The organism is Pseudomonas sp. GL-RE-26 (genome assembly GCF_019956275.1).
GTDB classification, from domain to species: Bacteria; Pseudomonadota; Gammaproteobacteria; order Pseudomonadales; family Pseudomonadaceae; genus Aquipseudomonas; species Aquipseudomonas grandcourensis.
In genome coordinates this window covers 1-24,344 of record NZ_JAHBDI010000040.1, presented here as the reverse complement: position 1 = coordinate 24,344, position 24,344 = coordinate 1, and the positions used below count along the sequence as shown (strand labels likewise).

Sequence of the window (24,344 nt, the reverse complement as noted above, 5' to 3'; positions counted from 1 at the left end):
ATGACATTGACTGTCGAAAGCCTGGTCAGGATCGCAATGACCAATCCGGTAAACGCAGAAATTTCCGCTCGCTTGCCTGCGCTCGGTTTGAACCAATGCATGCTCACGGCCGGTTGCCTGTTCCAGGCCGTATGGAATCATCAGGCACAGCGACCACCAGAGTGGGGCGTGAAGGACTACGACGTCTTTTACTTCGATGATGACCTGTCGTGGGAAGCTGAGAATGAGGTCATCCAATCAGGTCACCGTCTGTTCCGCGACCTCGACGTGAGCATTGAGATCAAGAATCAGGCTCGCGTGCACCTGTGGTACGGCCAGCGCTTTGGCGGGGATTATCCAAGGCTTCAGTCGGCAAAAGACGGAATTGATCGCTACCTGATTGCTGGCACCTGCATTGGCCTGGACATCGAAACTGGCGAGGTCTATGCGCCCAACGGCCTGGCCGACACAGAGCACGGGCTGCTTCGAATCAATCCAAAAAATCCCAAGCCAGACCTGTTCGATCAGAAGGCGAAAAGTTATCAGGCTCGTTGGCCTTGGCTCAGGATCGTGGAGCCGCAAAGTTGAATCGGTTAAATGTCTCAGCTGATATCATTCAAGAATTACAGGCTGAGTAGAACAACATGAACCGTCAAAAGAAACTAAAGCAGCTGTTCAAGGCTAAGGCCAAAAAGGCCAGTGCCAAACTGGCACCGAAAAGCAAGTCGACCTACATCAGTAAAGCGGGCCGATTGAAGCTGGCTGCACAAACCACTGACGAGTCAACCATCGCCTCTGAGAGCTGATTCAGGTCGGACCGCGAAATCAGGCATTGCTTCGCCACGGACCTAGCGGATACCGGCACCCGCCATGGACTCTGGCACCCACTGCGCCGTCGATAGCGGCTCGATGTAGTGGATGCCGCCATGCGGGCCCACCACGCCATTGATGTTATAGGTGCCTTTGGACAGGTCGTAAGTCATGAAAGGGGTGGCGTCCGGGACCTGCTGGTCGTAGCTCTGGCTGAAGAACGCGAAGGAGCCACGGTACAACTGGCCACTGGTGTCGTACTGATCGGAGGCCACCGCGGCCCAGGTGTCCTCATCCAGGTAGAAGCGGCGCTTCTGGTAGATGTGCTTCGCCCCGGGCTTGAGGTTGCCCTCCACGACGTAGACCCGGTGCTTTTCCCAGCGTACGAAGTCCGGGGCAATGAAGTTGGGCGTGGTCAGCGACTTGGCAGCGCGGGCGTAGGTGAGTTTGTAGGTGTTGTAGGGCACGATCATTTCCTGCTTGCCCACCAGCGTCCAGTCGTACAGTTCGAGCGCACGGGCGGTACCGGGGTTGGGGGTGTCGTAGGCCAGGATCGAAATCTGTTTGACCCGGCGCTGGGCAGGCATGTACTGCCAGGCGCGGCCAGGGAACTGCGTTGCGTTGGTCGCGTTCTTGAGCATGATCGACTCGCCGGCTCGGCGCGCAGGTCCGGTATAGGACAGTTTCAACTGATAGTAGATGTCGGAGCTGTTGAACGGCTTCGACAGGTTCTCGTAGATCGGGAAGGAGATGAATGCCTCGCCAGTGACCGCCAGGCTCGGTACGCCCGCCGTGTCGACGCTCCAGGAATCGTACTTGGAATGGATGTTGACGCCCTGGTAGCGCAGCAGGAAATTCCACATCGCTTCGGCGCCGGATTGCGGGATCGGGAAAGGCACCCCTGGCATCACATTGTCGATGGCGATCCCGCCGTTGAGGGACCTGGCATTGGTGGCATTCTTGCGGCTGTTGTCCAGTATCGCCTGTGGGAGCGATGCCGTGCGGTGGGTCGGATAGACGTCGATGCGAAAGTCGGGGTAGCGCTTGGCCAACGCCACTGTGGTGGCGGTCAGCATGCCTTTGTACGCGTCGACGTTCCGGCCGTTGATCACCAGCAGCGGCCTTTCGCTCGCAAAAGGGTCCGGGCGCATGCTGTCGCCGGTCTTGAAGCTGGATGGGGCCGTGGTCAGGCCACCGCTGTAGGGCGGAATGGAACCGTCGGCATTACCGGCCTTTTCGGCTCCCACCCACGTCAGGCTGGTGCCCAGCCGGGCGGCTTCCTGGCTCGATACATAGGCTTGGGCATCGATGCCCAGCGCCATGATGGGTACGGCAGCCAGAAGACTTTTCACGAATTTCATATTGTTATTCTCCTGCCTGGCGTACCAGGCAACTCGTGACTCAGGCGCAGCAGTCGCTTACGTCAACTCATCGCCAGAGACCTTTTCAGTACTGCCATTAGATAGCCCGCGTATCAGGGTCGCTTTTCATTCGACGACAGCCCCTTGGCTATTGATGACAGGCCCGGGCTGTCTCGGCGGGCATTCGATGGGTCGAGTGACCATCACTTGTTTGTATTTTTCAGAGGAATCATTGGGTTACCGAATGGTCATATCCATGTCTGAACACTGCCCGGACGAAAGTTTCGAGCAGCCATGACCCTTCCATACCTCCGACGTTTAGGACGTTTTTATGAATCGCGCAGTAATCTTGATCGTGGCCATTTCCAGCGCCGTCTTGTTGGGAGGCTGCGGCCCGCATTGGGATGACGGAGAGCGGTACGGCCGATATCACGATCATGACCATCGACGTGGTTACGACCAGAGAGGGGACGATGATCAAGGTTATGACCGCGACTATGGTCGTCGTGGCTATGATCGTAGCGACTATGATCGCGAACACCGTCGCTACCGTGATCGCGATGACAACGACGATTGATAGTTTGCCTTCGAGCGATGGAAGCCAGGTCTGGACAACACACCGCGAATAATTTGTGGCCCGTCTCATACCTGGCACTAAAGTGAACAAAATCATTGAAAAAAACCGCCATAAGCTTTAAACGGAAAGCCAAATGGCACATTGCATGCAATCAGCCAGTGAGTTTCAGCAGTTTTGGCTCAGGGAGCGCTGATGAGTTTTCGTACACTGACCGGCTCCCCGCGGCAATCGAGCAATGACGCCGTTGCCGCATTTCACCCCCCAGGGAACCCGGATACTGTCGGCATGGCTCGCGCCGGCAACGACGACAGGATCGAACAACTGCTGGACTCGGCGCGCAACTGGGCCCATACCACCGCGTGGGTGTTTTACCGCGCCGGTGAACAGATGCATCGGGTTGGCCAGGGTGACCCACGGGGACATTGGCCTTCCAGCGTTGCGAATGACGAGTTTGAAGCCTTTTGCCTGGCCTCGAACCTGCACCGCTGGCCCACCGGCAGGGGTGAAAGTGTGCTGGGTTGGCTGCTCGCGCCCGTCGCCGATGCCGCAGAGCCGGCGCTTGCTGAACTTGCCCAGCGCCTGGGCATTGAACTGCAGACCAATACCCTGGCCCGTGCGCAGATCACTCAGCGTGTACTGTATGAAATTACCTACCTGGCCAGTTCGACCCGTGACCGGTCTGAGTTCCTGGTGGGGGCTCACCGGCTGCTGGCCAGCCTGATCGATGCCGAGAACTTCTATCTCGCGTTGTATAACCCGCACACTGGCAAGATCGACTACCCGTATTACGTCGACATCATCGACGTTGATGCCCTGGAATCCGAAAACTACGAATACCTTGACCCTAAGCGCCTGTCGCTGACCGGCCAGGTGTTGACCAGCGGCCAGCCGTTGCTGATCGATGCCGCCGGGATTCTCGCGGCCCAGGCCGAGAACCGTTTCCACTGTGTGGGTGATCGGCCCGAGTTCTGGATGGGCGCACCGTTGAAAAACGCCTCGGACGAGGTGTTTGGCATGCTGGCGATGCAGGTCTACGACGTTTCTCGCATCTACAGCGCTGAAGACCGCGCGCTGTTCCTGGTGGTCGCCCGCCACGTGGCCATGGCGCTGGACCGGATTCTGCACCGGGAGGACCTGGAAGAAACGGTGTTGCGCCGCACCCTGGAGCTTTCGGCAGTCAACGACGCATTGCGCCAGGAAGTCACGGACCGGGAGCGTGCCGAACATCTGCAAGGCGCGCTGTTCCAGATTGCAGAACTGTCGAGCCAGCCGGGTGACATGGCCGAGTTGTTCCGGACCCTGCATGGCATCGTCGGTGATCTGCTGTTCGCGCAGAACTTCTACATTGCGCTGTTTGACGACTCGACCGGCGAAGTGACGTTTCCCTATTACGTGGATGAACGGCAGACCACCTGCCCGGCGGCGCGTCGAGGGCGCCGGGGCTTGACCGAGTATGTCATCCGTCAGCGCCGCCCTTGCCTGATTGACGTCGGCGAGGCTGAGCGATTGTCCGCGCAAGGTGAAATCGAAATTGCCCATGAGTCCGTGCGCTCCTTCTCCTGGCTGGGCATCCCCTTGTTCGAAGGCGACGTGGTGCGTGGTGTGCTGGCGGTGCAAAGCTATACCTCGCAGGTGCGCTATACCCTGCGCGACCAGGAATTGCTGACCTTCGTGTCGCGGCACATCGACACAGCGTTGTCGCGACGCACGGCCGCCGAAGCGATTCATGCCGCCAACCTCCAGCTCGAAGCCCGGGTACAGAGCCGCACCCGCGAACTCGATCACGCCAATGCCAAGTTGCAGCACGAAAACTCCCACGATGCGCTGACCGGTCTACCCAATCGCACCTACCTGCAGCAGCGCCTCAATCTGGCCTGGTCGCGGTTCGGCCGCGAAGGCGGGCACCTGGCGGTGATGTTCATCGACCTCGACCGCTTCAAGATGGTCAACGACAGCCTCGGCCACCATTTTGGCGACCTGCTGTTGATGCAGGCCGCCCACCGTTTGCGCGGTTGCCTGCGCGACACCGACATGCTGGCTCGTTTGGGTGGCGATGAGTTTTCAGTGATGGCTCCCGAGGCGTCGCTGGAGGTGGTGATTGAAATCGCCGAACGGATCCTGGTGGCGTTCGACCTGCCGTTCTTCATCAATGGCCATGAAGTTTTTTCGTCCTGCAGTATCGGCATCGTCAGCGCCGACAATCAGTTCCATCACGAGCCCGCCGACTTGCTGCGCGATGCCGATGCGGCGATGTACCGGGTCAAGAGTGCCGGGCGCGACAGCTACGCGGTGTTCAACCAGGAAGTACGCCGTGAAGTCTCGGACCAGGTCGAGCGTGAAGGCGCCTTGCGCAACGCACTCAAACGCACCGACGAACTGCTGCCGTATTTCCAGCCGATCGTCAGCGTCGACACCGGCGAACTGTTGGCTCTTGAAGCGCTGATCCGCTGGCATCAGCCGGGCGGCCGGGTGATTGCACCGGGCGAATTCCTGCCGGATGTCGAGGGGTTGCGCCTGATCGGTCGACTGGACCTGTACATGCTCGCCAGCATTGCCGCGATCCTCGCACAGCCCGAACACGCCGACTGGCCACCGGTGCACGTCAATTGCTCCAGCTACAGCATGACGCGCCCCGAATTCGCCGGTGAGGTGCTGGCACTGTTGGCTCAGCACCAGGTCTCGCCGTCGCGAATCTGCCTGGAGTTGACCGAAGGGGCGCTGGTCGCTGAACCGGCGATTGCCCGGCAGACCATGCAACAACTGGCCGACAACGGCATGTCAGTGGTGCTCGATGACTTCGGCGCAGGGTTCTCATCCCTGAGCTATGTGCATCAATACCGCTTCAGCGGCTTGAAAATCGACAAGTCGTTCATCTTCGAACTGACCACCAGCCCCCGCAGTCGCGCGATCGTCCGGGCGATTGTGCGGATGGCCGAATCGCTGGACCTGAGTGTGGTGGCCGAAGGCGTCGAGGATCAAGCGACGCTGGAGTTGCTGCGTGAAATGGGGGCAGGGCAGGCCCAGGGTTATCACTTTGCCAAGCCGATGAGCTTGAAGGCGCTCTTGGCCAGTCCACTGCTCGGTCGCCAGGGTTGCTGACAAAACCACAGCACCAGGGCAATTGCGCTGATCGAGGCGCCCAGCACGCTGACGGCAGTCCAGCCCCATAGCGCATACACCTGGGTCGCGGCGGCGGCACCCAGTGCGCTGCCCACCGAGTAAAAGCACATGTAGGCGCCGACCATGCGACTTTGCGCGTCGGGCCGTGCCGCGAAAATCAGGCTCTGGTTGGTGACGTGTACGGCTTGCACCGCGAAGTCGAGCAGAATCACCCCACAAACCAGTGCGATCAGTGACGACTGTGCAAAGGCGATGGGCAGCCAGGACAGCGTCAGAATCGCCAGCGAAATGCCGGTGACCCGTTGCCCCAGGCCCTGGTCGGCCCAGCGACCGGATCGCCTGGCTGCAAGGGCGCCGGCGACGCCCGCCAGGCCGAACAAGCCGATGGCCGTGTGTGAAAGCGACAGCGGTGGGATGCTCAACGGCAGCACCATGGATGTCCAAAGCACGGAAAAAGCGGCAAAGATCAGCAAGGCCAACAGGCCCCTGGTTCGCAACACCGGTTCGGTCATGAACAGCGTAAAGAGCGAACGGATGAGTGCCGGGTAGGTGTATCGACTGCGTGGCGTCACTGCGGGAGGCAACACTTTCCAGAACACCGCCGCGAGGGTCAGCATCAGTCCCGAGGAAACGAAATACACGGCGCGCCAGCCCGCCAGATCGGCAATCAGTCCGGAGCTGAACCGCGCCAGAAGAATGCCAAGGACAATGCCGCTGGTGACGGTCCCCACGGCCTGGCCACGTTGTGCCGGCGTTGCCAGCGCGGCGGTGCAGGCCACCAGTACTTGAACCATCACTGCCAGCAAACCCACGGCGATCATGGCCCCCAACAGGGTCAGCCATTGCTGTGCGGCGCCGACGCCCGCCAGCGCAATCGCAGACAGCAGCATTTGCGTCAGGATCAGCCCTTTACGGTTCAACAAGTCGCCCAGCGGGACGATGAACAGCAAGCCCAACGCGTAACCGACTTGAGTCGCCGTCACCACAAACCCGATCATCGATGGGGCAACATCCAGGCTTCGGGCCATCGAGTCGAGCAAGGGTTGCGCGAAGTAGACGTTGGCGACGGCAAGCGCGCAGGTGACAGAAAACAGAAACGTGAGCTGCGCAGATAGCCCCGAAGCCTGCGCGGCGAAAGGATGGGTGGCTGAATCGGTATCTGCTTTCATGTGAGCCTCCGTGGCGCTAAACTGGTTTCAATTAGCAACTTGATTCGATTGTCATCGAATCAGGTTTCAAATTGCAACCACGTTACTCAAGGCCAGGCGACAGACCTGGCTGTCCTTATCCAAAAGGTAAACACCATGGTCGCAGACCCTTCATCGCAAGGCAGCGAATGCCCGGTAGCACGGACACTGGAAGCCATTGGGGATCGATGGTCGCTGATGATCATTCGCGACGCGTTCGACGACATTCGCCGATTCAGCGAATTTCAGAAAAGCCTGGGGGTGGCCAAGAACATTCTGGCTTCGCGCCTGAAGACGTTGGTTGAAGTCGGTGTATTCGACGTTCAGCCTGCGTCGGATGGCAGTGCCTACAAGGAATACGTCCTGACGGAAAAAGGACGGGAGATCTTTCCAGTGGTGGTCAGTATGAGGCAGTGGGGCGAACGGTTCCTGTTCACGCGGGAAGAGACCCGTTCGGTGTTGCTGGACAATCAGTACGGCCAGTCCCTGATGCCGATTGAAGTTCGCTCCTTGAACGGACAAAAACTTGGACCGTCCGACTGCCACCGAGTGAGGGTGGTTGCCGACGAGTCGTGAATCGATCGGTGGAAAGCGAGTCAGTCGAGCAGCGACACCAGCCGCGGCTCGATTGATTGCCCAACCACTTCCAGCAACGCCAGGGTGACAGGCAATTTGAAACGTCGGCGCCCGGCGCTGCCTGGATTCAGGAACAGCCGTTCACCACGCCAGTCGATGCGCGGTTTGTGCGAATGACCGGTGATCACCAGCTTGATACCGTCATCAAGATCGGCCGCTACATCGGCGATGTCATGCACCAGCAGAACCGTCCAGCCATTGAGCTCCAGGTGCAGACAATCGGGCAACTCCCGGGCCCAGGGTGCGTCCAGGTCATTGTTGCCACGCACCGCATCCACCGGCGCGATTGCGGCCAATTGCTCGAGGATCGCCGCGCTGCCGATGTCGCCCGCGTGAAGGATGCGATCACAGCCTTGCAGGGCGGCTATGGCTTCGGGGCGGAGCAAGCCGTGGGTGTCGGAGATGACGCCGATTTTCATGGCGGGCAGTTCGAGCGGCATTGTGGTTCCAGGTTCAAGGGGATGTCTCCTGCGCGGATCCTTGCTGAACGAAGCGGTCGATCAACCACCTCGCAGCCGGCCCCGGCGGCAAATCCGTGCGGTAAATGACGTCGAAGGGGTAAATCCCGCTTTTGTATTCCGGTATGTTCAGTTGCACGAGTCGACCGCTTTCCAGGTCTTCCCGGACCATGGGGGCGGGCATGTTCCCCCAGCCGATGCCCTCACGCAACAGCATGTGCTTGGCGCCCAGGTCCGCCAGGCGCCAGGTGCGGTTGCTGAGCACGGCGAAATCCTTGTCCTTGGTCAGGACCGAACGGTCGGACAGCACCAGTTGCGTGTGCTCTCGGCCGGCGCCCGGAGCATTCGGTTCGCTCGAAGCCAGTGGATGATTCGGGGCCGCCACGGGAATCAACTCGACACTGCCGACCCCCATTCTCTCGATACCGTCGATGCCCTCGTTCATGGGGCCGCTGACGCCGATGATCGCGCCACGGTTGACCACCCGTTCAGTGACGGCGCCGAGGGCTTCCATGTGCAAGTGCAGGGCAACGGTCGGGAATTCTTCGCGAAAGGATTTGAGTGCATCCACCACGCGCTCGGGGGGCAGCATGACATCGAGCACCACGTGCACTTCGGCTTCAAGCCCCTGGAGCAGGCCCTTCACTTTGGCGCGTAAACCATGAACACCGTTGGCAATGGTCCTGGCTTCGGCCAGTACGGTGCGACCGGCATCAGTGAGCTGGGGTTTACGGGTTGTCTGGCGGTCGAATAGCGACACGCCGAGCTGCATTTCCAGGTTGGCGATCGAGTAGCTGACGACCGAAGTGGCGCGGTGCAATTTTCGGGCGGCCGCCGCGAAGCTGCCGACTTCCACGACCGTCAGGAACACTCGCAGTTGGTCCAGTGTCGGTGTTCCCGGGTCAGAGATCATGCCTGTTTCCTTGAATCAGGCGTCGCTGGGCAAATTGCACGATTGAACTCCTTTGCCGGTGATGTGGGTTTGCTTTTCTAGTTTATCGAATCTAATGATCTAAATTAGTCAGCTATTCAGGTTAGATGACGAGGCGCAACATTTCTTCACCCGGACGGTTCAAGTCGAATCGCACCCAACTGAAGGAATTGCCCCATGACGACTTCTGCAAACATCGCTCAAACAACCACCTCTGACCAGAGCCGTTCCGACGTCACCCAAGCCTCGGCTTCGTTGATCGGCCGCGTACTGCTCAGCGCCATCTTCATCCTTTCCGGTTTTTCGAAACTGGCCGCTCCGGCAATGATGGTCGGCTACATCAGCTCTGTCGGGCTTGCGCTTCCTCAATTGGCACTGGCGGTGGCAATCATTGTAGAGATCGGCGGCGGCCTGGCATTGATCGCCGGTTACCGCACCCGCACCGTCGCCGCCGTACTGGCCGTGTTCAGCGTGTTCACCGCGCTGGCGTTCCATAACGCACTGGGCGATCAGAACCAGTTCATCCACTTCTTCAAGAACATCGCGATGGCCGGTGGCCTGTTGCAGGTTGTGGCCTTCGGTGCCGGTCGCTTCAGCCTCGACGCCCGCCGTCGTTGATCCCCCCGCGCTGCGCAGGGCCCGCGCCCTCGCAGCGCAATGTTTTTTCCCTCTTTTTTCAATAGTCGAGACCTCCATGAAAGCCCTACGCGTGTACGAATACGGCAGTCCTGAAGTTTTACGCCTGGAAGACATTGCCGACCCTGTCCCCGGTGTTGGTGAAGTGCTGATCGATGTCGCCGCAGCGGGGGTCAACCCGATTGACTGGAAGATCCTGTCCGGTGCCATGAAGGCGTTCATTCCTTTGCCGCTGCCTTTTACACCGGGCGTTGAAGTGGCCGGCATCGTCGTCGCGCTGGGGGAGGGCGTCACCGGGTTCAACATCGGCGATGAAGTGTTCGGCTTCATCAATATCGTCGGTGGCTATGCAACCAAAGCGGTTGCCCAGGTTTCCAAACTGGCGCTCAAGCCAAAATCGATCAGTGCCTTGCAGGCTGGCGCGGTTCCGGCATCGGCATTGACGGCCTGGCAGGCACTGACCGAACACGCCGGCGTGCAACGTCGACAGAAAGTGTTGATCCATGCCGCAGCCGGTGGCGTGGGCAGCATGGCCGTGCAGATTGCCAAGTACCTGGGCGCTGAAGTCTACGCAACGGCCTCGGCACACCATCATGCCTACCTGAAGGAGATCGGTGCGGACTACACCATCGACTACAGGACTCAGGCCTTCGAGGAGCTGGTATCCGGTCTCGATGTGGTACTGGATCTGGTGGGTGGCGAAACCCAATCCCGTTCGTTTGCGGTATTGAAAAAGCACGGTGTGCTGGTATCGCCGGTGAGCGCCCCAAATATGTCGCTGGCCAACGACTACGGCGTGACCCCAGCGAACTTTGCTACCCGCTCTGATGGCCGGCAGCTCTCGATCATCGCCGAGCTGTTCGACAAGGGACACCTCACCGTCGACGTAGAGACATACCCCCTGAGCGAAGCAAAAGTGGCGATCGAAAAAAGCATGGGCCGTCACTTGCGGGGCCGGCTTGTCCTCGATACAACAAAGTAAGTGGTTGCCAGTGGTTGTTCCTGGAGTTGGGCGTCGAGACTGGAGACGCCCATCAGTCCCTGTGTTGGGTGGTAAGCGTTACTCGCGTTCCCGATCTACAACTCGCCTCACCTGGTTCAACAGGTGATCGACATCCTCGGCAGTGGTGGCGAACGAGGTGACAAAGCGAACGACGTTCGGTCCCCAACGATCGTGATAGAACCCGAAGCCGGCCTTTAGCAGCGCATCGATCATTGCCGGGTCCAGTCGACAGAACAGGATGTTCGCCTCGGTACCGCCGAGGACCTCAACGCCGCTCAGGCCAGTAAGTCCCTGGGCCAGGCGCTGGGCGGCAGCGTTGGCCTTGCGTGCATTGCGCAGCCAGAGATCGTCGGTCAGGTACGCATCGATCTGCGCCGACAGAAAACGCATTTTGGAAGAAAGATGGCCTGCGCGCTTGCGGCGGAAGCTCATCTCGGTGGCGAGGGAGCTGTTGAACAGGACGATGGCTTCCGCCGCCAGCACGCCGTTCTTGGTGGCACCGAACGACAGGGCGTCCACGCCGGCCTTCCACGTCATCTCGGCCGGCGAGCAGCCAAGCGACACCAGGGCGTTGGCAAAGCGCGACCCGTCCATATGCAGTCCAAGGGAAGAGGACTTGCAGACGTCACCAATGGCTGCGATTTCATCCAGGGTGTAGATGCTGCCGACTTCAGTGGCCTGGGTGATGCTGACGCAGGCGGGCTGGGTCGTGTGTACGTCGCCGACTTTGTCGCGAGTCCGCTCGCGCAGTCGGACGATGTCCAGCTTGGCCGCCGGGCCGTCGACGGTCATCAGCTTCGCGCCGTTGGAAAAGAACTCCGGCGCACCGCATTCATCGTTGTTGATATGACTGGCCGGATGGCAGTAGATGTTGCCCCAGGGTGGCGTCATCGCGCTCAGGCACAGGGCGTTGGCGGCGGTGCCGGTGGGTACGAGAAAGACCTCCACGTCACGCTCGAAGATCTCGCAGAACTTGCGCTGGACCTGCGCCGTCAACTCGTCGGTGCCATAGGGACTTGCCTGGCCCGTGCTGTGTTTGACCAAGGCTTGTGCCACCTCCGGTGATGCACCGGCGATGTTGTCACTTGAAAAACCCAGCGCGGGCGGTCTGTTTGCTTCACCGTTCATCATCCAGTTCTCGGCTGCGCAGGCGAAGGTGTTTCGCCCGGATTGGCGCATCCTATGGAGAGGGAGGGTGGTTGCGCTTGTAAAAAATTGACGGCTGACGGCCTAAGTCCTGTAGCGCGATGGCGCGACGCCGAATGCCTGCCGAAAGGCGCGATTGAAATGGCTTTGATCGTAAAAGCCGACGGCGTGGGCGACCTCGACGATGGGTAGCGCGCTGCGAGAGAGCAGGCCACAGGCCCGTTCGAGACGCAGACGAAGCAGCCACGCGTGGGGCGTCATGCCGATGGTCCGCTTGAACTGCTTGAGAAACGGGAAACGGCCCAATCGGCACAGGCTAGCGAGATCATCGAGAGTGATTCGCTCATCGATGTGGCTGAAACAATAGTCCCTGACGCGAGACCATTGCAGGGGCGATAGCGTGCCGGTAATCGTTTCGGGCTTGATCGCCCGTGACTGGCTCATCAGCTGTTCAAGGAGGGTGAACCATTGCGTCTGCACCGCGAGGCTGCCGGGTCCGACGGCCTGCTGCATCGCTTCGTGCAACCCGCGCAGGTTGCCTTCAAGCCCCGGGTCTTCGAGCAACACACCGGCCAATTCAAGCTCTTTCGGTTGACCGCTGATTTCCTCAGTCAGGCTCGCGACCAGCGCCTGGGACAGACGGAATGTCTTGAGCGTATAAGCGTCGCCGCCCTCGGGCACGCCATCGTGGATTTCACCCGGCGGCATCAGGGCAATCCTTCCCGGACCTAAAAGAAACGACTCGCCTTTGGTTCGATGACGCTGGATGCCTTCGGTGACAAAACCAACGTGGAAGTCGAGGTGGTAATGGCGATCGAAACCGGTGTCTACAAAGCGTGCGGACCCCAGCACCAAGCCTGGTACTTCGGACACGTGATGGTACTTGGCATGCTCAGTCATGGGACCCGTTCAACAATCGGCGAGGAGGGCGTGAGACTCAAAGTTTAAGTGCGTAAGAGGTATAGATGCCATGGGCATCGACTGCCGCTCGCTACGGGTGCACCTCTGGTGCGTCCGACGCGTTCAACTTCTCGATCACCAGGTCGATGAAAGCCGATACCGCAAGCGGCAACTGTCGTCGACTTGGGTACAGCACGTTCAGGCCATAGCCTTTGGGTTGGTATTGCGCCAACACCGGGACGAGCACACCGGCCTGAACATCGAGCCTGGCCATCACCGGTGGCAGTAGCGCGATGCCGAGACCGGCCACGGCGGCCCTGCGCAGTGCCTGTGCGGTATTGCCACTGAAGCGCCCGCTGACTTGCACTTCCTCCTCACCCTGCGGGCCGACCAGGCGCCATGTGGCGTGGCCACCGGGTTGCGCGGAGATCACACAATCGTGGTCTACCAGGTCCTGCAACGTGCGGGGTGAGCCGTGCGCGGCAATGTAGGCGGGGCTTGCGACCATTCCGACGCTGCGCGGATCAAGGATCTGACGGCCGACAAAACCGGAATCGTGCAAAGCGCCGCCGCGAAACGCGACATCGATCTGCTCTGCGATCAAGTCGGCCTTCGCATCGCTGAGTACGAAGTCGAGCCGCACGCGTGGATGCGCGGCGAGAAACCCGGTCACCCAGTCCATCTGGAAGAAGTCGAAGAAGTCGGCCGGTGCCGCCACGCGCACCAGGCCACTGGGCTCGTTACTACCCGTTATCAACTCCTGTCCGGCTTCGAGCAAGCCGTCGACGGCGCCTGCACAACGCTCATGGAAGTCCTCGCCTGCACCGGTGAGTGTGAGCTTGCGGGTGGAGCGTTGCAGCAGCCGCGTGTCGAGGTGCGCTTCGAGCTGCTGGATGCGGCGACTCACGGTATTGGGCGGCATGCCCAGGCGCCGAGCCGCCTCGGCAAAGCTGCCGCAGCGGACTACCTGCACAAACATCGCGATGTCATTGAGGTCGAGCATGGCCGGTCATTCCTTGCGCTGATGGACGAGTGCAATCCAATTGTATCGACTAATCAAGTAATCAGCCTCGCTCTATTGTTCCAGGCATTGGGCCGAGAGGCTTTCCACTTCGAGTGATCATGATGAACGTTCAGCAACAACCTGATATCGCGACTGATCCGCGCTCTGCACGCGAAGCCGAAACTCAGCGCGCTATCAGCTATCGCACCACAGGCAGCGGGCACGGCGCTATTGTCCGGTTGATGAGTCCTGGCGATCTCGGCCACCTGATCAAGCCCTTTGTGTTCCTTGATCTGTTCGAAGGTGAGAGCTCATTCATCAACGGCATGCCCATGCACCCGCACTCGGGCATCGCCACCGTCACGGTGATTACCGAAGGCAATTTGCGCTTCGAGGATGCTGATTCGGGAAAGGGGATGATTGACTACGGCGGTGTCGAATGGATGCGGGCCGGAGGCGGAGTCTGGCACGGCAAGGAAATGTCGGTCGGTACATCGAAGCGGATTCAGGGTTTCCAACTGTGGGTTGCACTACCACCGGCCTTGGAAAACGCCAGTGTCGATAGCCAATATCTGGAGTCAAGCGTGATGCCTGAAGTGGGGCCGGCGCGGGTGATTCTCGGCACGTACCAGGGTGTCCAGAGCCCGGTCCGTGCTCCCGCGGGCATGAACTACCTGTTGGTCACGCTACGAGCCGACGAGTCCTGGACTTATGTGCCACCCAATGGGCACGAGTCGTTGTGGTTGAGTGTCAGCCGCGGCGCTTTGTCTGCACCAGGCTTGGTCAACGCAGCAGAGATGGCCATCTTCGAACCCGGCAGCGGCGCAGTGACGCTCAAAGCGCTGAACAAAGACACCGTCTTCGTGATCGGTTCAGCAGAACCTCATCCCTACGATCTGGCGCTGGGAAACTACTCGGTGCACACCAACCCGCAGGCGCTGCGTGAGGGAGAGGCGAAAATTGCCGAGATTGGCGTTCGCTTGCGTGAGTACCTGAAAAAGCCCAGCCGGTCAGCCGGCGTGCCGGTTTTCAAATAACCCGTGAACCATGGCGGCGCGCCCTCCGAGTCAGGATGGCGCGCCTTTGCCATTTCGCAGTCACAGCCCCTAGCTTTGTGGCACCACCCGCGCTTCGTTTCCGCTACCCTCGACATAAACGTTCATGCCTTTTCTCAGCGACGGGTTGATCGGCTGGGTCACCTGAACCAGTACGCCGCTGTGGGTGCGAACGATGATCTGCTGTGCGTCCACGGGCTGATCATACTTTTTCTTTTCAACGTAGTTGCCGCCTGCCGCCCCCGCGAGGGCACCGGCGACCATCGCCACATCCCGGCCGGTCCCCTGACCGATCAGGCTACCCAGGGCCAGACCGCCAATACCCCCCATTATGGCACCGACGCCGCTATCGTGATTGGTCTGCATCTGGGTCTGTGTGATCTGCTCGATTTTCCCCGAGCGAATTTCCATTTCGCCAGCGCCTCCGCTCCCGGCACCCACCGCGGCACAGCCGCCAAGCACCAGACCAAAAAGCGTAATCGTCAGCCAGGAAGCGATTGTTTTCATCGTCGAACTCCATTTTCAGAGGAAGTGGGTCATGCACACGCATCCAATGACGTTAGACGAAAAAGTCCGGTTCATGCGCTTGTTTGCCTGCGCACTGCGCGTAAGGTTGGTGAATCAGAACGCCAGGCGGGGGATGGCCAAGGTTCAGGCGCTGCTGACACAGTGTTTTGCGGATATCAAACAGGTCCGGACTGAGCGATTAGCCTGGGAACCGGTCCCCAAACATAGGGTACCCGCCGGCGGAACCTTCGCGTGTCGCCTCGTCCTGAATCACATCCCAATGTTCGACCATCACGCCGTCCTCCAGGCGCAGGATATCGACCACGACCCAGTTCGCCGGCTGGCCGAGGCCAGTGAAGCGACCGTGCAACATGACGAAGTCTCCTTCAGCGACTGCCAGTTGGCACTCGTAACGCAAATCGGGTGCTCCTGCGGCGACCAGTTCGAACAGACCCTCGCGACCAGGGGGCACATGGGCACTGTGCTGGATGTAGGAGGGTGACCAGAAGCGTTGGGCCGCAGCCAGATCCTTGAGATTGAACAGGGTTGCGAAGCCTTCGAGGACGATGGCCTTGTTCTCGGCGGGTGTACGTGAAGTCATAGTCTGATCCTGCTTGCAATGTAAAAGGTCGGCGGCTGTAGGGCCGCCCAATATCGCCTTGTGGTCTCAGCCGAAAGCCGGTCCATTTGCAATCATGTCGTTGAACGCATTCACCCAGGCATGCTCGTTCGGGCCAGGATTGGCGCGCATGGCTTCGGCCGGAGTGACGAGAATTTCGTCGGCACCGCTTTCGAACTGTTTCATCGCTTCTGTGATGAACTGGTCGAGGGGAATGGCGCGTTCCTCCTCGCTGCTGTCGAGCAATTCGGTGCGTACCCACGGCGGTGCGATCTCGACCAGTTGGACGCCGTGTTCGCGCAGCAGATAGCGCTGCGACAAGGTGTAGGAGTGCAGCGCGGCCTTGGTTGCCGAATAGACCGCCGTCACGGCCATGGGTACGAAGCCGAGTACTGAGGAAACGTTGACGATGATCGCATCCGGCTTGGCCTTCAGATGCTCGACCAGCGCCGAGGTCATGCGGATCGGACCCAGCAGGTTTGTGGTGACGGTCGAGAGAGCAAGCTCATCGTCCACCGGACCTTCTGCATGATCGAGCAACATGATGCCGGCATTGTTGATCAGCACATTGAGCTCAGGGTAATGGGCGATGAGGTGCTGCGCTGCTGCCTGGATGCTGGCCGTGTCGTTGATGTCGAGTTCGATGGCGGCCATGCCGGGGTTGGCGTCGAGCGTCTGCTGCAGTCGTTCCTTGCGGCGTCCGGAGATGATCACTTTATTGCCAAGCTTGTGGAAGGCTTCGGCCAGGCCCTGGCCAATGCCGGAGCCGCCGCCAGTGATGAAGATCGTGTTGCCAGTCATGCGCATGAGGGATTTCCTTGAACGAAAAAGTCAGGGCGTCCGCCACGCTGCCAGGTCGATCAGCCCGACCGCTGCGTCGCGGGGTATGGCGCTAAATTGGCAGCTTCGGCAGGATCGGAGTAGACGCTGTGACTGGCTATCTTCTATGCGTCGGATGCATAAGCACCGCTGGCATCGTCAAGCAGGCTGGCGACAAGATGTTCAATCAGGGCGCGGCCGGCTCTTCGGGTTCGCGAGCCGTGGGGGAAGTAGGCATGCACAGGTACGGACTCGGTTTCCCAATCGGTGAGCAGTGCGACAAGTTCACCGCTTTCTAGCTCTCGCCAGCATGCCCAGGCCGTTGTCGAGGTGATCCCCAACCCGGCCGTTGCCGCCGCGACAGCGCCTTCGTTTTCGTCGGTGGAGAAGTGCGCTTCGAGCTCAATCGTCCTGGTCTCACCATCGCGTTTGAACATCCACCCACTCGGGACCGTCGAGGCTGGACCGGCGATGATTCGATGGGATTGCAGGTCCTCAGGCGTAGTCGGCTCTCCGGCGGTGAGCAAGTAGGACGGTGAGGCGAGAATGAATCTGGAGATCGTCATGATCTGGCGGCTTGTTGCACTGGAGTCCACGAGTCGTCCAAGCCTGATCGCAACATCGATATTCTCGCGCACCAGATCCTGCCAATGATCGGCGAGCAGGACCTGGATATGCAGGTTGGGGTGTATCGCTGCGAACGGCGCTATACGCGGAATGATTTCCCGTACGCCGATGCTGGTCGGCATGCTGATCCGCACAACGCCGCGCAGCTCTTGGCCGCCGCGAACGCTTTGCTCGGCTTCTTCCACCGCGGCGAGGATGGGTTCCATGCGCGATAGAAAATCCGCCCCTGCGTCAGTCGGGACGACGGCACGTGTCGATCTCGCCAGCAGCAGGGTGCCGAGATCGGCTTCGAGCTCGGCGACAATCCTGGAGACCTGGGATTGAGAAAGACCCACTTCGCGTGCCGCGGCCGAAAAGCTGCCCAGTCGCGCCACCCTCGTGAAAAGCCTGTAGGAGAAAAGGTCTTTCATGTGTTGGCACCTTCCTTCAGCCGGTACGCACCTTGACCCCGTTGGCAGAGGCGACCGTGAAACGCGGCAGTTTGGGTAAGTGTTTTTTTGAAGGGGAGGTAGCTGGGGCACTATGACCCCAGCTACCAGCGGTGCAAATGATCACGCAACTTCGGTATGGAAAGGATAGTCCGTGTAACCCGCTTCCGTGCCACCGAAAAACGACTCGCGGTCGTACGGGTTCAGCGGCCAGCCGTTGCGCAGGCGCTCTGGCAAGTCAGGGTTGGCGATGAAGTGGCGGCCGAACGCGACCAGGTCTGCATCGCCGGCCTCAAGGATTGCGTTGGCCGATTCACCGGAGAAACCGCCTGCCGCGATAAGGGTGCCCTTGTAGTGCTGGCGGATGAGTTGGGACGCCACCGGATTCTGGTCCCGGCGCTCGTCTTCGGCGACACCCAGGATGCGCGGTTCGATCAGGTGCAGATAGGCGAGGTCCAGCTTGTTCAGCTCGCGTGCGACATAGGTGAACAGGCCAATGGGATCGCTGTCGGACATGTCGCCGAAATTGCCGCTCGGGCCCAGGCGCACCGCCACCCGATTGCTACCCCAGACGGAGATCACCGCCTCTACTGTTTCGAGCAGGAACCGGCTGCGGTTCTCGAACGAGCCACCGTAGATGTCCGTACGTTTGTTGCTGCCGTCCTGGAGGAATTGATCGAACAGGTAGCCGTTGGCCGAGTGCAACTCCACGCCGTCGAATCCGGCTGCGATACCGCGTTCGGCCGCTGCGCGGAAGCTTTCCACCAGCCCGCGGATTTCCGCGATGGTCAGTTCGCGTGCCGGGCTGCCGGGGGTCCAGCCGGTCTCGGTGAAGGCGAGGCCGCCGTGGTCCACGACGGAAGGGGCCACCGGCTGGGCGCCGCCGGGCTGCAGGAGGCTATTGGACTGGCGCCCCGCATGATAGAGCTGCAGAAAGATTTTGCCGCCTTTGGCATGAACGGCGTCGGTCACGAGCTTCCAGCCAGCGATCTGGCTGTCGTCATATAGACCGGGAGCACCGAGGTAGCCATTACCATTGGCGGCGGCGATAGTGGCCTCGCCGATCAGCAGGCCACCGGCGGTGGTGCGTTGGGCGTAGTACTCGGCCATCAACCGGCCAGGGATCGCGCCCGACTCGGCACGCATACGGGTAAGTGGCGCCAGAACGACGCGATGGGAAATCTGGTGTGGACCTATTTGGATGCTCGTATGCAGTTTGGACATGACAACGATACCTATCAGTGGTGGGATGGGGCCAATGTAGGCGTAAAATTCGCGGAGAAAAATGTCCCGTGATGCCGAACATTTCGGATGTTTTTTCCGTAATCCCGCCTTGTTGGCGGGGGGCTACCGGAGCAGGCAGGAATAGTGATGGAAAGTCTGAATGGCATCTCGATATTCGTGCAGGTTGCCGAAACGCGCAACTTCTCCGAGTCCGCCCGCCAGTTGGGGGTGTCGTCCTCGACCGTGGGCAAAACCATCGCCCGCATGGAGGAGCGCTTGCATGTGCGGCTGTTTCATCGCAGTACACGCAGCATCACGCTGACGGCCGAGGGAACCCTGTTCCTTGAGCGCTGCCGCCGCATCCTCAGCGAGCTCACCGCTGCAGAGTCCGAGCTGTCAGGCCTGGCTGGCAGTCCACGGGGGCGGCTTCGGGTGGGCACTCCGCTACTGGGCGACCTGATGATGCCGGCCTTTGACGGGTTCATGGAGCAGTATCCGGAAGTCGAACTGGATATCGATTTTTGCGACCGTATGGTCGATGTGATCGAGGAGGGGTTCGACGCGGTGATTCGCACCGGCGAGCAAACCGATTCTCGCTTGACTGCGCGCCGCCTCGGTTCCTGCGCACATGTGCTGGTGGCGTCGCCGACGTATCTCAAGCGGCATGGTGTACCCACCTATCCGCGTGAACTGGAACGCCATTCATGCCTGCAGCACAAGTTTCCCGCAACCGGAAAGCTGGAACGCTGGCCGCTGCGACTCGAAGCCTCCGAGGCTGAACTGGTGCTGCCCGCCACAATGACGTCGAACACGATCGAGCCTCTTGCCTACGCCGCAATCCAGGGCAGGGGCATTGCCTTTCTGCCGACTTTCCTGGTGCGCGAAGCGCTGGAAAGCGGCCAGCTGGTCACCGTGCTGGACGACTGCATTGACCGCCAGGTCGTCTTCTGGATGCTGTGGCCAGCCAGCCGTTATGCCTCACCCAAGTTGCGCGTGTTCATTGACTACATGAGTGCGCACTTGCGCATCTGATCGCTTACGCCGGCATGTACTACAACGCAAAACGCCGCCATGGCTTAAACAATCAGCTTTCACCGGTAGTAGCGCTTGAAAAGCGCTACGCAATGAGCCTGCAAGGTGTCGGGATAATCCGGGGCGATCCAAGTGGGCCCTACGTCTACCGCAAGGTTTAGTGAGATACTGACATCGTAAGACTTCGGACTTCCCTTTTACTGCATGGATTGCACCCCTTTTGAAAACCATAGCGCTTACCTTGGCTTTATTCATTCCCATCGTCTCCACGCAGGCTCTGCGCGTCGAGAAGCCCGAATGATGTTTACCAGGCGGCGCAGCTCCTTGGTGGGATTCATTCTTTTGGCGGTCGGTTTGGTGGGTTTTTCGACCTGGTTACTGCTGACATCTGAGACCGAAAGCCGGAAAACGCGTTTTTTAGAATACGTACAGAACATTTCCGGCATCGTGCGCAACCAGCTGGATACCAATGAAGCGGTGTTGTCGGGTTTTTCAGCATTTCTTCAGGCAGTCGACCAGAGCGATTCGGAAGCAGCAGCTCGTTATGCGGCAGCGGTTTTATCCGCGTACCCTCATATTTACATGCTCGAGGCGGCGAGGGCGGTACCCATCGCCGAACAGGCTGCATTTGAAGAACTGTTGAAACGCACCTGGCGTCCGGATTTTGCACTCAAGGATTTCCCGAGCCTCGCTCAGCAACCTGCCCAGCATCAGGTCTATCTCAATGAGACCTGGCCCGTGTTGTTCATGTACCCGCCACTCCCGCAATCCAGTTCGATCTATGGCGTCAGGCTGGAAACCGTTGGGCATCTTTCATATGCACTGGCTCGAACCCGCAGTAATCAGAAACCTGTCGTATCACCCGTTTTCTCGATGTACGAAGGTGGTAATGCTTACATTCTGATGCAGTCTGTCAATCGGACCGAGGATGCAAGAGAGAGCACTCGCCCCAATTTTTTTGGCAGCACGATGTTGTCTTTGCTTCTGATCAGAACGGACTCGCTATTGGAAGCCGTGAACGATGCGAACGTCGATCCTTTCGTCCATATCAGCGCTGTTCTGAAAACCGGCGCTGGTTCAGAAAACAACGTGTTTTCAACAGAGACAGAGCAGGCTGGTTTTCTGGATCAGCTTTTCTTGCCGTGCCTGACTGATCGGGTCGAGATTAGAAACGTTTCACAACCAATGACGTTGCTGTTTGAGCGTCAGCTGCGGTTTGGGGATGTTCTGAGCGCCGAAACATTGGTGATCCTTGCCGTTCTGGCCGGGGCGCTTGTCCTCATGCCACTTGTGTTGATCCGGCATTTCAAGGCGATAGAAAGGGCTGAAGTCGAGCACGAGCGAGCAACGTATCTGGCAACCCATGACGTACTCACAGAATTGCCCAACCGCTACCTCTTTGCCGATCGTTTTGAGCAGGCCATCGCCAATTGGAAAGTGAACGGGACACCGTTTGCCGTGTTGTTGATCGACCTGGATCACTTCAAGGAAATCAACGACGAATGCGGCCATGAGGTAGGCGATCAAGTGCTTCGAACGGTCGCAAGTCGCATGCTTCAGGCGACTCGCTCGCGTGACACAGTCGCACGCTATGGAGGGGATGAATTCGTCATTCTGCTTACGGACATTACCAGCGCTGAGAGTGCCGGAAAAAAGGCGGAGAGGTTGTTTGAAGCTATCGCGCAGCCAGTCATGACAACCGCTGGAAAGCGATCGCTCTCGTGCAGTATCGGGGTTTCGCTGTTTCCTGTTCACGGCCAGAGTCTCGACACTCTGCTCAAGGCGGCGGATCAGTCCATGTATGGCGTTAAACAATTAGGTCGCAAAGGAATTGCAATGACTGAAACTCACGAGCCCTGATCTGACGAAGAGAGGGTGAAATGCTTGCCGGCTGGTCTCATGGCACGGCAGGCGTTGACCACGCAGGACGTACCACGCTGAGCTTCGTTAATTGCCGCTCGTATCGTCGTCTACAGCAGGCGCAACCAACTGGCCTGATTTGACAGGTGGCGAGGGACGGATGTGTTGTCACTCGCGGCCAGCTTGATGAAAGCTCGTCCTTGACCCGCAAGTAACCAGCTTCGTACAGACTGATTAATTCGTATATTCCCCGCGCGAGCGCTTAGCCACTTCATAGGCCATCATTGCTGCTTGGTCATCAGCTCTGTAAGAGATGTCCGCAGCGCTGGTGGTTCCTTGTCCATCCAGGCCGGGCATTTCCTGCAGTTGATTGAGCAGATCAGCGTGCGACACTGTTTGGCATATGAGCGGAATCAAATAGCTATCGAGATGTTTTCCTGCGGGATTGTCCAGTTCAAATGTTAAGGCGGTTAGATAATCAGCCTTGTTGGAGTTGACCCAGTCGATTGAGAAACCTGCTCGACGGCAGAGTTCGCTATGAACTAATAGCATGGTTCGACCGTTACCATCTAGAAAGGGATGCCCCCAAGCGAATGCTCCCATTACCTGGCCCGGACGAGCACGAATAGTTTGAGCATTATTTCCCATTTCTAATCCCCACTCTATCGCACGCTGGCACGACTCAGAAACTTCAAATTGTATGGTGCCCCCTTTGCTTACGAGTCGTGCCACTTTAAGTGAGTGTCTGTCTTGTCCCGCCCATGGATAGAATTCTTCGAATAGAATCTTGTGGACATTGAGGAAGTCTTTATAGCGGATGTGACCTTCCACATCGCGAAGATACTTTAAAGCCCGTTCAATATTGGATTCAAAAAAAACATGCTCCTGTCGTTTTAATATTGCAAGATCTTTTATGCTCTCAATATTGCGCAGGTAGCCGTGGGTCTCGAAGTCCCCGAATGGGTCGAACATTACTTGCTTCCTTTAAATAATTGCTCAGTAGTCGGGCAAGTTGCTTTGCGTTAATCAGATCGTTTTTCTTTAGCGCAACCAGAAGCTTCTCAGTTGCGTCAAGTTTTATGTCATCGCCAGCCATTCTCGTGACGGCTTCAGCAAAATCATCGAGTCCAGTTCTCTGGTGTTTTATTTTATAGTGTTCAGCAAACCGCTCAATATAGTTGCGCACATCTGATTTTGGGAGTTCATCAACATCAATGGGCAATTTCCATTCATCGCATTGATGAGGGCTCTCCAAGTGTTTGCTATGGGCGTAACATACAGGTACGCCATGAAGTGTTAGTTTGCGCGATATACGTATGTTTTTGGTATAAACAACACAAATTCTATCGTTGTTGCGCGTTTCAAGTTCAGCTTTGCACAGGGCTTCACCAAGCTCTTTGAATACAGACTTGACAAGGAGCAGTATGTATTCATTGGATGCGTTAGAGCTGGCATGAGTTTTTTTCTCATAAACGCCTTTGCCGATCCTGTCTAAATACCCGGTGGTTACTAGACTCTTTATGGCTTCTGTAACTTGTGTGCGACCGCCCAACTCGTCGAATTCACAACGAAGAATTATGCGCTTCTGTGTTTTTTTAATTTTATGAAAGATTTTCTCTTTTGTCTCCATGGTGCTTCTCCAAGGATGGCAATTGAGATGTATTTTATTATAAAGCCCCTTTGCTTTCAAGTTGTATTTGATTTTGTCGGGATGTTATGTTATTGGCCGATTCAGCTGTAGCATTTGGTTCAGATTGATTCGAACGGATATAAAGGTGGGAAGTTTTCGTACGTTGCTTTCTCCCTGCGCTTGGTACGAAAAGTAATCTCGCAGACTGAATCGACCAGGGTTGGACATTCCCAGGGGCGCAAACAGCGCGCTGGCTGCGACGTATCGTGGCTGGCCCCAGGTCATGCCCGCGCTTCTCGACCAGGTAAGCCAAAAAGCGGTCGGCAAGGGTGTGGCGGAAGTGATGCGCGGAAAGTGGCCTCCAGTAGCAATTCAATCATTAGCCAATTACGCAACTGCAATTGTTTCGGGGATTCTGTTGAAACAATCTGGTCGCGTTTGTTCAGATTTAAAACAGCGTGTTGCAGCGCTTTTTCACACTGATCCAATTCGGACTGCCGTCTGTCTTGTTGCAGTTGCTGTTCGCTATGGTTTGCAACTGTTGCAGTAATACTTATTTTGCCTGATTAAACAGAAACTCTTTCTCTTGCAGTTGCAATTCTCTGCATACCAAGGTTTCCTGTTGGATTTGGCGTTGATTGTGGTGGTTGGCATACCTCTTACGAGGTAAGCGCACGGCTGCGGGTGGTCTCCAGCACCGGATTGTTTCAGGTTCGCCTGGACGAACCCTTGCAAATACGCAACCAGGCCAACCCCCTACTGGTGTTTCGCACGCCGATAGTCCGGCTCGGGGGGG

At 58.4% G+C, this 24,344-nt stretch carries 25 protein-coding genes; 11 read left to right on the top strand and 14 right to left on the bottom strand.

All coding sequences use genetic code 11. The features are described 5' to 3' along the window. Both KGB07_RS21665 and KGB07_RS21660 read left to right on the top strand, forming a co-directional pair. On the top strand, window positions 1-567 hold the full coding sequence (locus KGB07_RS21665) for a nucleotidyltransferase family protein (RefSeq protein ID WP_080925417.1): 567 nt from the start codon (window positions 1-3) through the stop codon (window positions 565-567). A 56-nt stretch (window positions 568-623) separates the two neighbouring features. Beyond that, window positions 624-785: a DUF2986 domain-containing protein gene (locus tag KGB07_RS21660; protein WP_080925416.1), complete on the top strand. Its 162-nt coding sequence runs from the start codon at window positions 624-626 to the stop codon at window positions 783-785. Window positions 786-827: 42 nt separating this feature from the next. On the opposite strand, the gene KGB07_RS21655 is transcribed toward KGB07_RS21660, so the two are convergent. Continuing rightward, window positions 828-2,150: a DUF1329 domain-containing protein gene (locus KGB07_RS21655; protein WP_046043902.1), complete on the bottom strand. Its 1,323-nt coding sequence runs from the start codon at window positions 2,148-2,150 to the stop codon at window positions 828-830. A gap of 331 nt (window positions 2,151-2,481) precedes the next feature. Between KGB07_RS21655 and KGB07_RS21650 the strand changes: the two genes are divergently transcribed. Together KGB07_RS21650 and KGB07_RS21645 are read left to right on the top strand one after the other, a co-directional pair. Beyond that, window positions 2,482-2,727 carry a hypothetical protein gene (locus KGB07_RS21650; RefSeq protein WP_080925415.1) on the top strand — a complete coding sequence of 82 codons (246 nt, stop codon included), beginning with the start codon at window positions 2,482-2,484 and terminating at the stop codon, window positions 2,725-2,727. 192 nt (window positions 2,728-2,919) lie between these two features. Next, window positions 2,920-5,826: an EAL domain-containing protein gene (locus KGB07_RS21645; RefSeq protein ID WP_223466511.1), complete on the top strand. Its 2,907-nt coding sequence runs from the start codon at window positions 2,920-2,922 to the stop codon at window positions 5,824-5,826. Here the strand turns inward: KGB07_RS21645 and KGB07_RS21640 are convergent. After that, window positions 5,757-7,016: an MFS transporter gene (locus tag KGB07_RS21640; protein ID WP_223466509.1), complete on the bottom strand. Its 1,260-nt coding sequence runs from the start codon at window positions 7,014-7,016 to the stop codon at window positions 5,757-5,759. The genes KGB07_RS21645 and KGB07_RS21640 overlap by 70 nt on opposite strands. Before the next feature lie 135 nt (window positions 7,017-7,151). Here KGB07_RS21640 and KGB07_RS21635 point away from each other — a divergent pair, with 135 nt between their 5' ends. Beyond that, window positions 7,152-7,610: a winged helix-turn-helix transcriptional regulator gene (locus KGB07_RS21635; RefSeq protein WP_046043897.1), complete on the top strand. Its 459-nt coding sequence runs from the start codon at window positions 7,152-7,154 to the stop codon at window positions 7,608-7,610. Window positions 7,611-7,630: 20 nt separating this feature from the next. On the opposite strand, the gene KGB07_RS21630 is transcribed toward KGB07_RS21635, so the two are convergent. Together KGB07_RS21630 and KGB07_RS21625 are read right to left on the bottom strand one after the other, a co-directional pair. Beyond that, window positions 7,631-8,089: a metallophosphoesterase family protein gene (locus KGB07_RS21630; protein ID WP_046043921.1), complete on the bottom strand. Its 459-nt coding sequence runs from the start codon at window positions 8,087-8,089 to the stop codon at window positions 7,631-7,633. Window positions 8,090-8,123: 34 nt separating this feature from the next. Beyond that, a complete protein-coding gene (locus KGB07_RS21625; protein ID WP_223466507.1) occupies window positions 8,124-9,041 on the bottom strand; it encodes a LysR family transcriptional regulator in 918 nt (305 codons plus the stop codon). 195 nt (window positions 9,042-9,236) lie between these two features. Here KGB07_RS21625 and KGB07_RS21620 point away from each other — a divergent pair, with 195 nt between their 5' ends. Together KGB07_RS21620 and KGB07_RS21615 are read left to right on the top strand one after the other, a co-directional pair. After that, window positions 9,237-9,677: a DoxX family protein gene (locus KGB07_RS21620; protein ID WP_046043895.1), complete on the top strand. Its 441-nt coding sequence runs from the start codon at window positions 9,237-9,239 to the stop codon at window positions 9,675-9,677. 76 nt (window positions 9,678-9,753) lie between these two features. Then, window positions 9,754-10,677, top strand: a complete 924-nt coding sequence (locus tag KGB07_RS21615) for an NADP-dependent oxidoreductase (RefSeq protein WP_223466505.1) — start codon at window positions 9,754-9,756, stop codon at window positions 10,675-10,677. A gap of 78 nt (window positions 10,678-10,755) precedes the next feature. On the opposite strand, the gene KGB07_RS21610 is transcribed toward KGB07_RS21615, so the two are convergent. The 3 genes from KGB07_RS21610 to KGB07_RS21600 all read right to left on the bottom strand — a co-directional run bounded on the left by KGB07_RS21610 (window position 10,756) and on the right by KGB07_RS21600 (window position 13,747). After that, the gene (locus tag KGB07_RS21610) at window positions 10,756-11,826 is read right to left on the bottom strand and encodes a threonine aldolase family protein (RefSeq protein ID WP_223466503.1); all 1,071 of its coding nucleotides are present in this window, start codon (window positions 11,824-11,826) and stop codon (window positions 10,756-10,758) included. Window positions 11,827-11,928: 102 nt separating this feature from the next. Next, window positions 11,929-12,744 (bottom strand): AraC family transcriptional regulator, encoded by an 816-nt coding sequence (locus KGB07_RS21605; protein WP_223466501.1) that lies wholly within the window; start codon window positions 12,742-12,744, stop codon window positions 11,929-11,931. 91 nt (window positions 12,745-12,835) lie between these two features. Further along, window positions 12,836-13,747 carry a LysR family transcriptional regulator gene (locus tag KGB07_RS21600; RefSeq protein WP_046043891.1) on the bottom strand — a complete coding sequence of 304 codons (912 nt, stop codon included), beginning with the start codon at window positions 13,745-13,747 and terminating at the stop codon, window positions 12,836-12,838. A gap of 122 nt (window positions 13,748-13,869) precedes the next feature. Here KGB07_RS21600 and KGB07_RS21595 point away from each other — a divergent pair, with 122 nt between their 5' ends. Further along, complete coding sequence (locus tag KGB07_RS21595; RefSeq protein WP_223466518.1) at window positions 13,870-14,784, top strand: pirin family protein; 915 nt, start codon at window positions 13,870-13,872, stop codon at window positions 14,782-14,784. A gap of 69 nt (window positions 14,785-14,853) precedes the next feature. Here the strand turns inward: KGB07_RS21595 and KGB07_RS21590 are convergent, their stop codons facing one another. The 5 genes from KGB07_RS21590 to KGB07_RS21570 form a co-directional block, all read right to left on the bottom strand. After that, the gene (locus KGB07_RS21590; RefSeq protein ID WP_046043890.1) at window positions 14,854-15,309 is read right to left on the bottom strand and encodes a glycine zipper 2TM domain-containing protein; all 456 of its coding nucleotides are present in this window, start codon (window positions 15,307-15,309) and stop codon (window positions 14,854-14,856) included. A gap of 199 nt (window positions 15,310-15,508) precedes the next feature. After that, the gene (locus KGB07_RS21585; protein ID WP_046043889.1) at window positions 15,509-15,910 is read right to left on the bottom strand and encodes an ester cyclase; all 402 of its coding nucleotides are present in this window, start codon (window positions 15,908-15,910) and stop codon (window positions 15,509-15,511) included. Between the two features lie 66 nt (window positions 15,911-15,976). After that, a complete protein-coding gene (locus tag KGB07_RS21580) occupies window positions 15,977-16,735 on the bottom strand; it encodes an SDR family oxidoreductase (RefSeq protein WP_046043888.1) in 759 nt (252 codons plus the stop codon). Window positions 16,736-16,872: 137 nt separating this feature from the next. Next, entirely contained in the window at window positions 16,873-17,784 is a 912-nt protein-coding gene (locus tag KGB07_RS21575; protein ID WP_223466498.1) for a LysR family transcriptional regulator, read from the bottom strand. Window positions 17,785-17,925: 141 nt separating this feature from the next. Beyond that, complete coding sequence (locus tag KGB07_RS21570; protein WP_223466497.1) at window positions 17,926-19,026, bottom strand: alkene reductase; 1,101 nt, start codon at window positions 19,024-19,026, stop codon at window positions 17,926-17,928. Window positions 19,027-19,173: 147 nt separating this feature from the next. Between KGB07_RS21570 and KGB07_RS21565 the strand changes: the two genes are divergently transcribed. Then, a complete protein-coding gene (locus KGB07_RS21565; RefSeq protein WP_223466496.1) occupies window positions 19,174-20,058 on the top strand; it encodes a LysR family transcriptional regulator in 885 nt (294 codons plus the stop codon). 300 nt (window positions 20,059-20,358) lie between these two features. Next, window positions 20,359-21,918, top strand: coding sequence for a GGDEF domain-containing protein (locus tag KGB07_RS21560; protein ID WP_223466515.1), 1,560 nt, complete (start codon window positions 20,359-20,361; stop codon window positions 21,916-21,918). 234 nt (window positions 21,919-22,152) lie between these two features. Here KGB07_RS21560 and KGB07_RS21555 read toward each other — a convergent pair whose 3' ends face one another. After that, entirely contained in the window at window positions 22,153-22,890 is a 738-nt protein-coding gene (locus KGB07_RS21555; RefSeq protein WP_046043883.1) for a Fic/DOC family protein, read from the bottom strand. Continuing rightward, window positions 22,838-23,548, bottom strand: a complete 711-nt coding sequence (locus KGB07_RS21550; protein ID WP_046043882.1) for a hypothetical protein — start codon at window positions 23,546-23,548, stop codon at window positions 22,838-22,840. Before KGB07_RS21550 ends, KGB07_RS21555 begins: the two co-directional genes overlap by 53 nt. Window positions 23,549-23,831: 283 nt before the next feature. On the opposite strand from KGB07_RS21550, the gene KGB07_RS21545 reads away from it, so the two are divergent. Next, window positions 23,832-24,098 (top strand): hypothetical protein, encoded by a 267-nt coding sequence (locus KGB07_RS21545; RefSeq protein ID WP_223466494.1) that lies wholly within the window; start codon window positions 23,832-23,834, stop codon window positions 24,096-24,098. The last annotated feature ends 246 nt before the right edge of the window (window positions 24,099-24,344 follow it).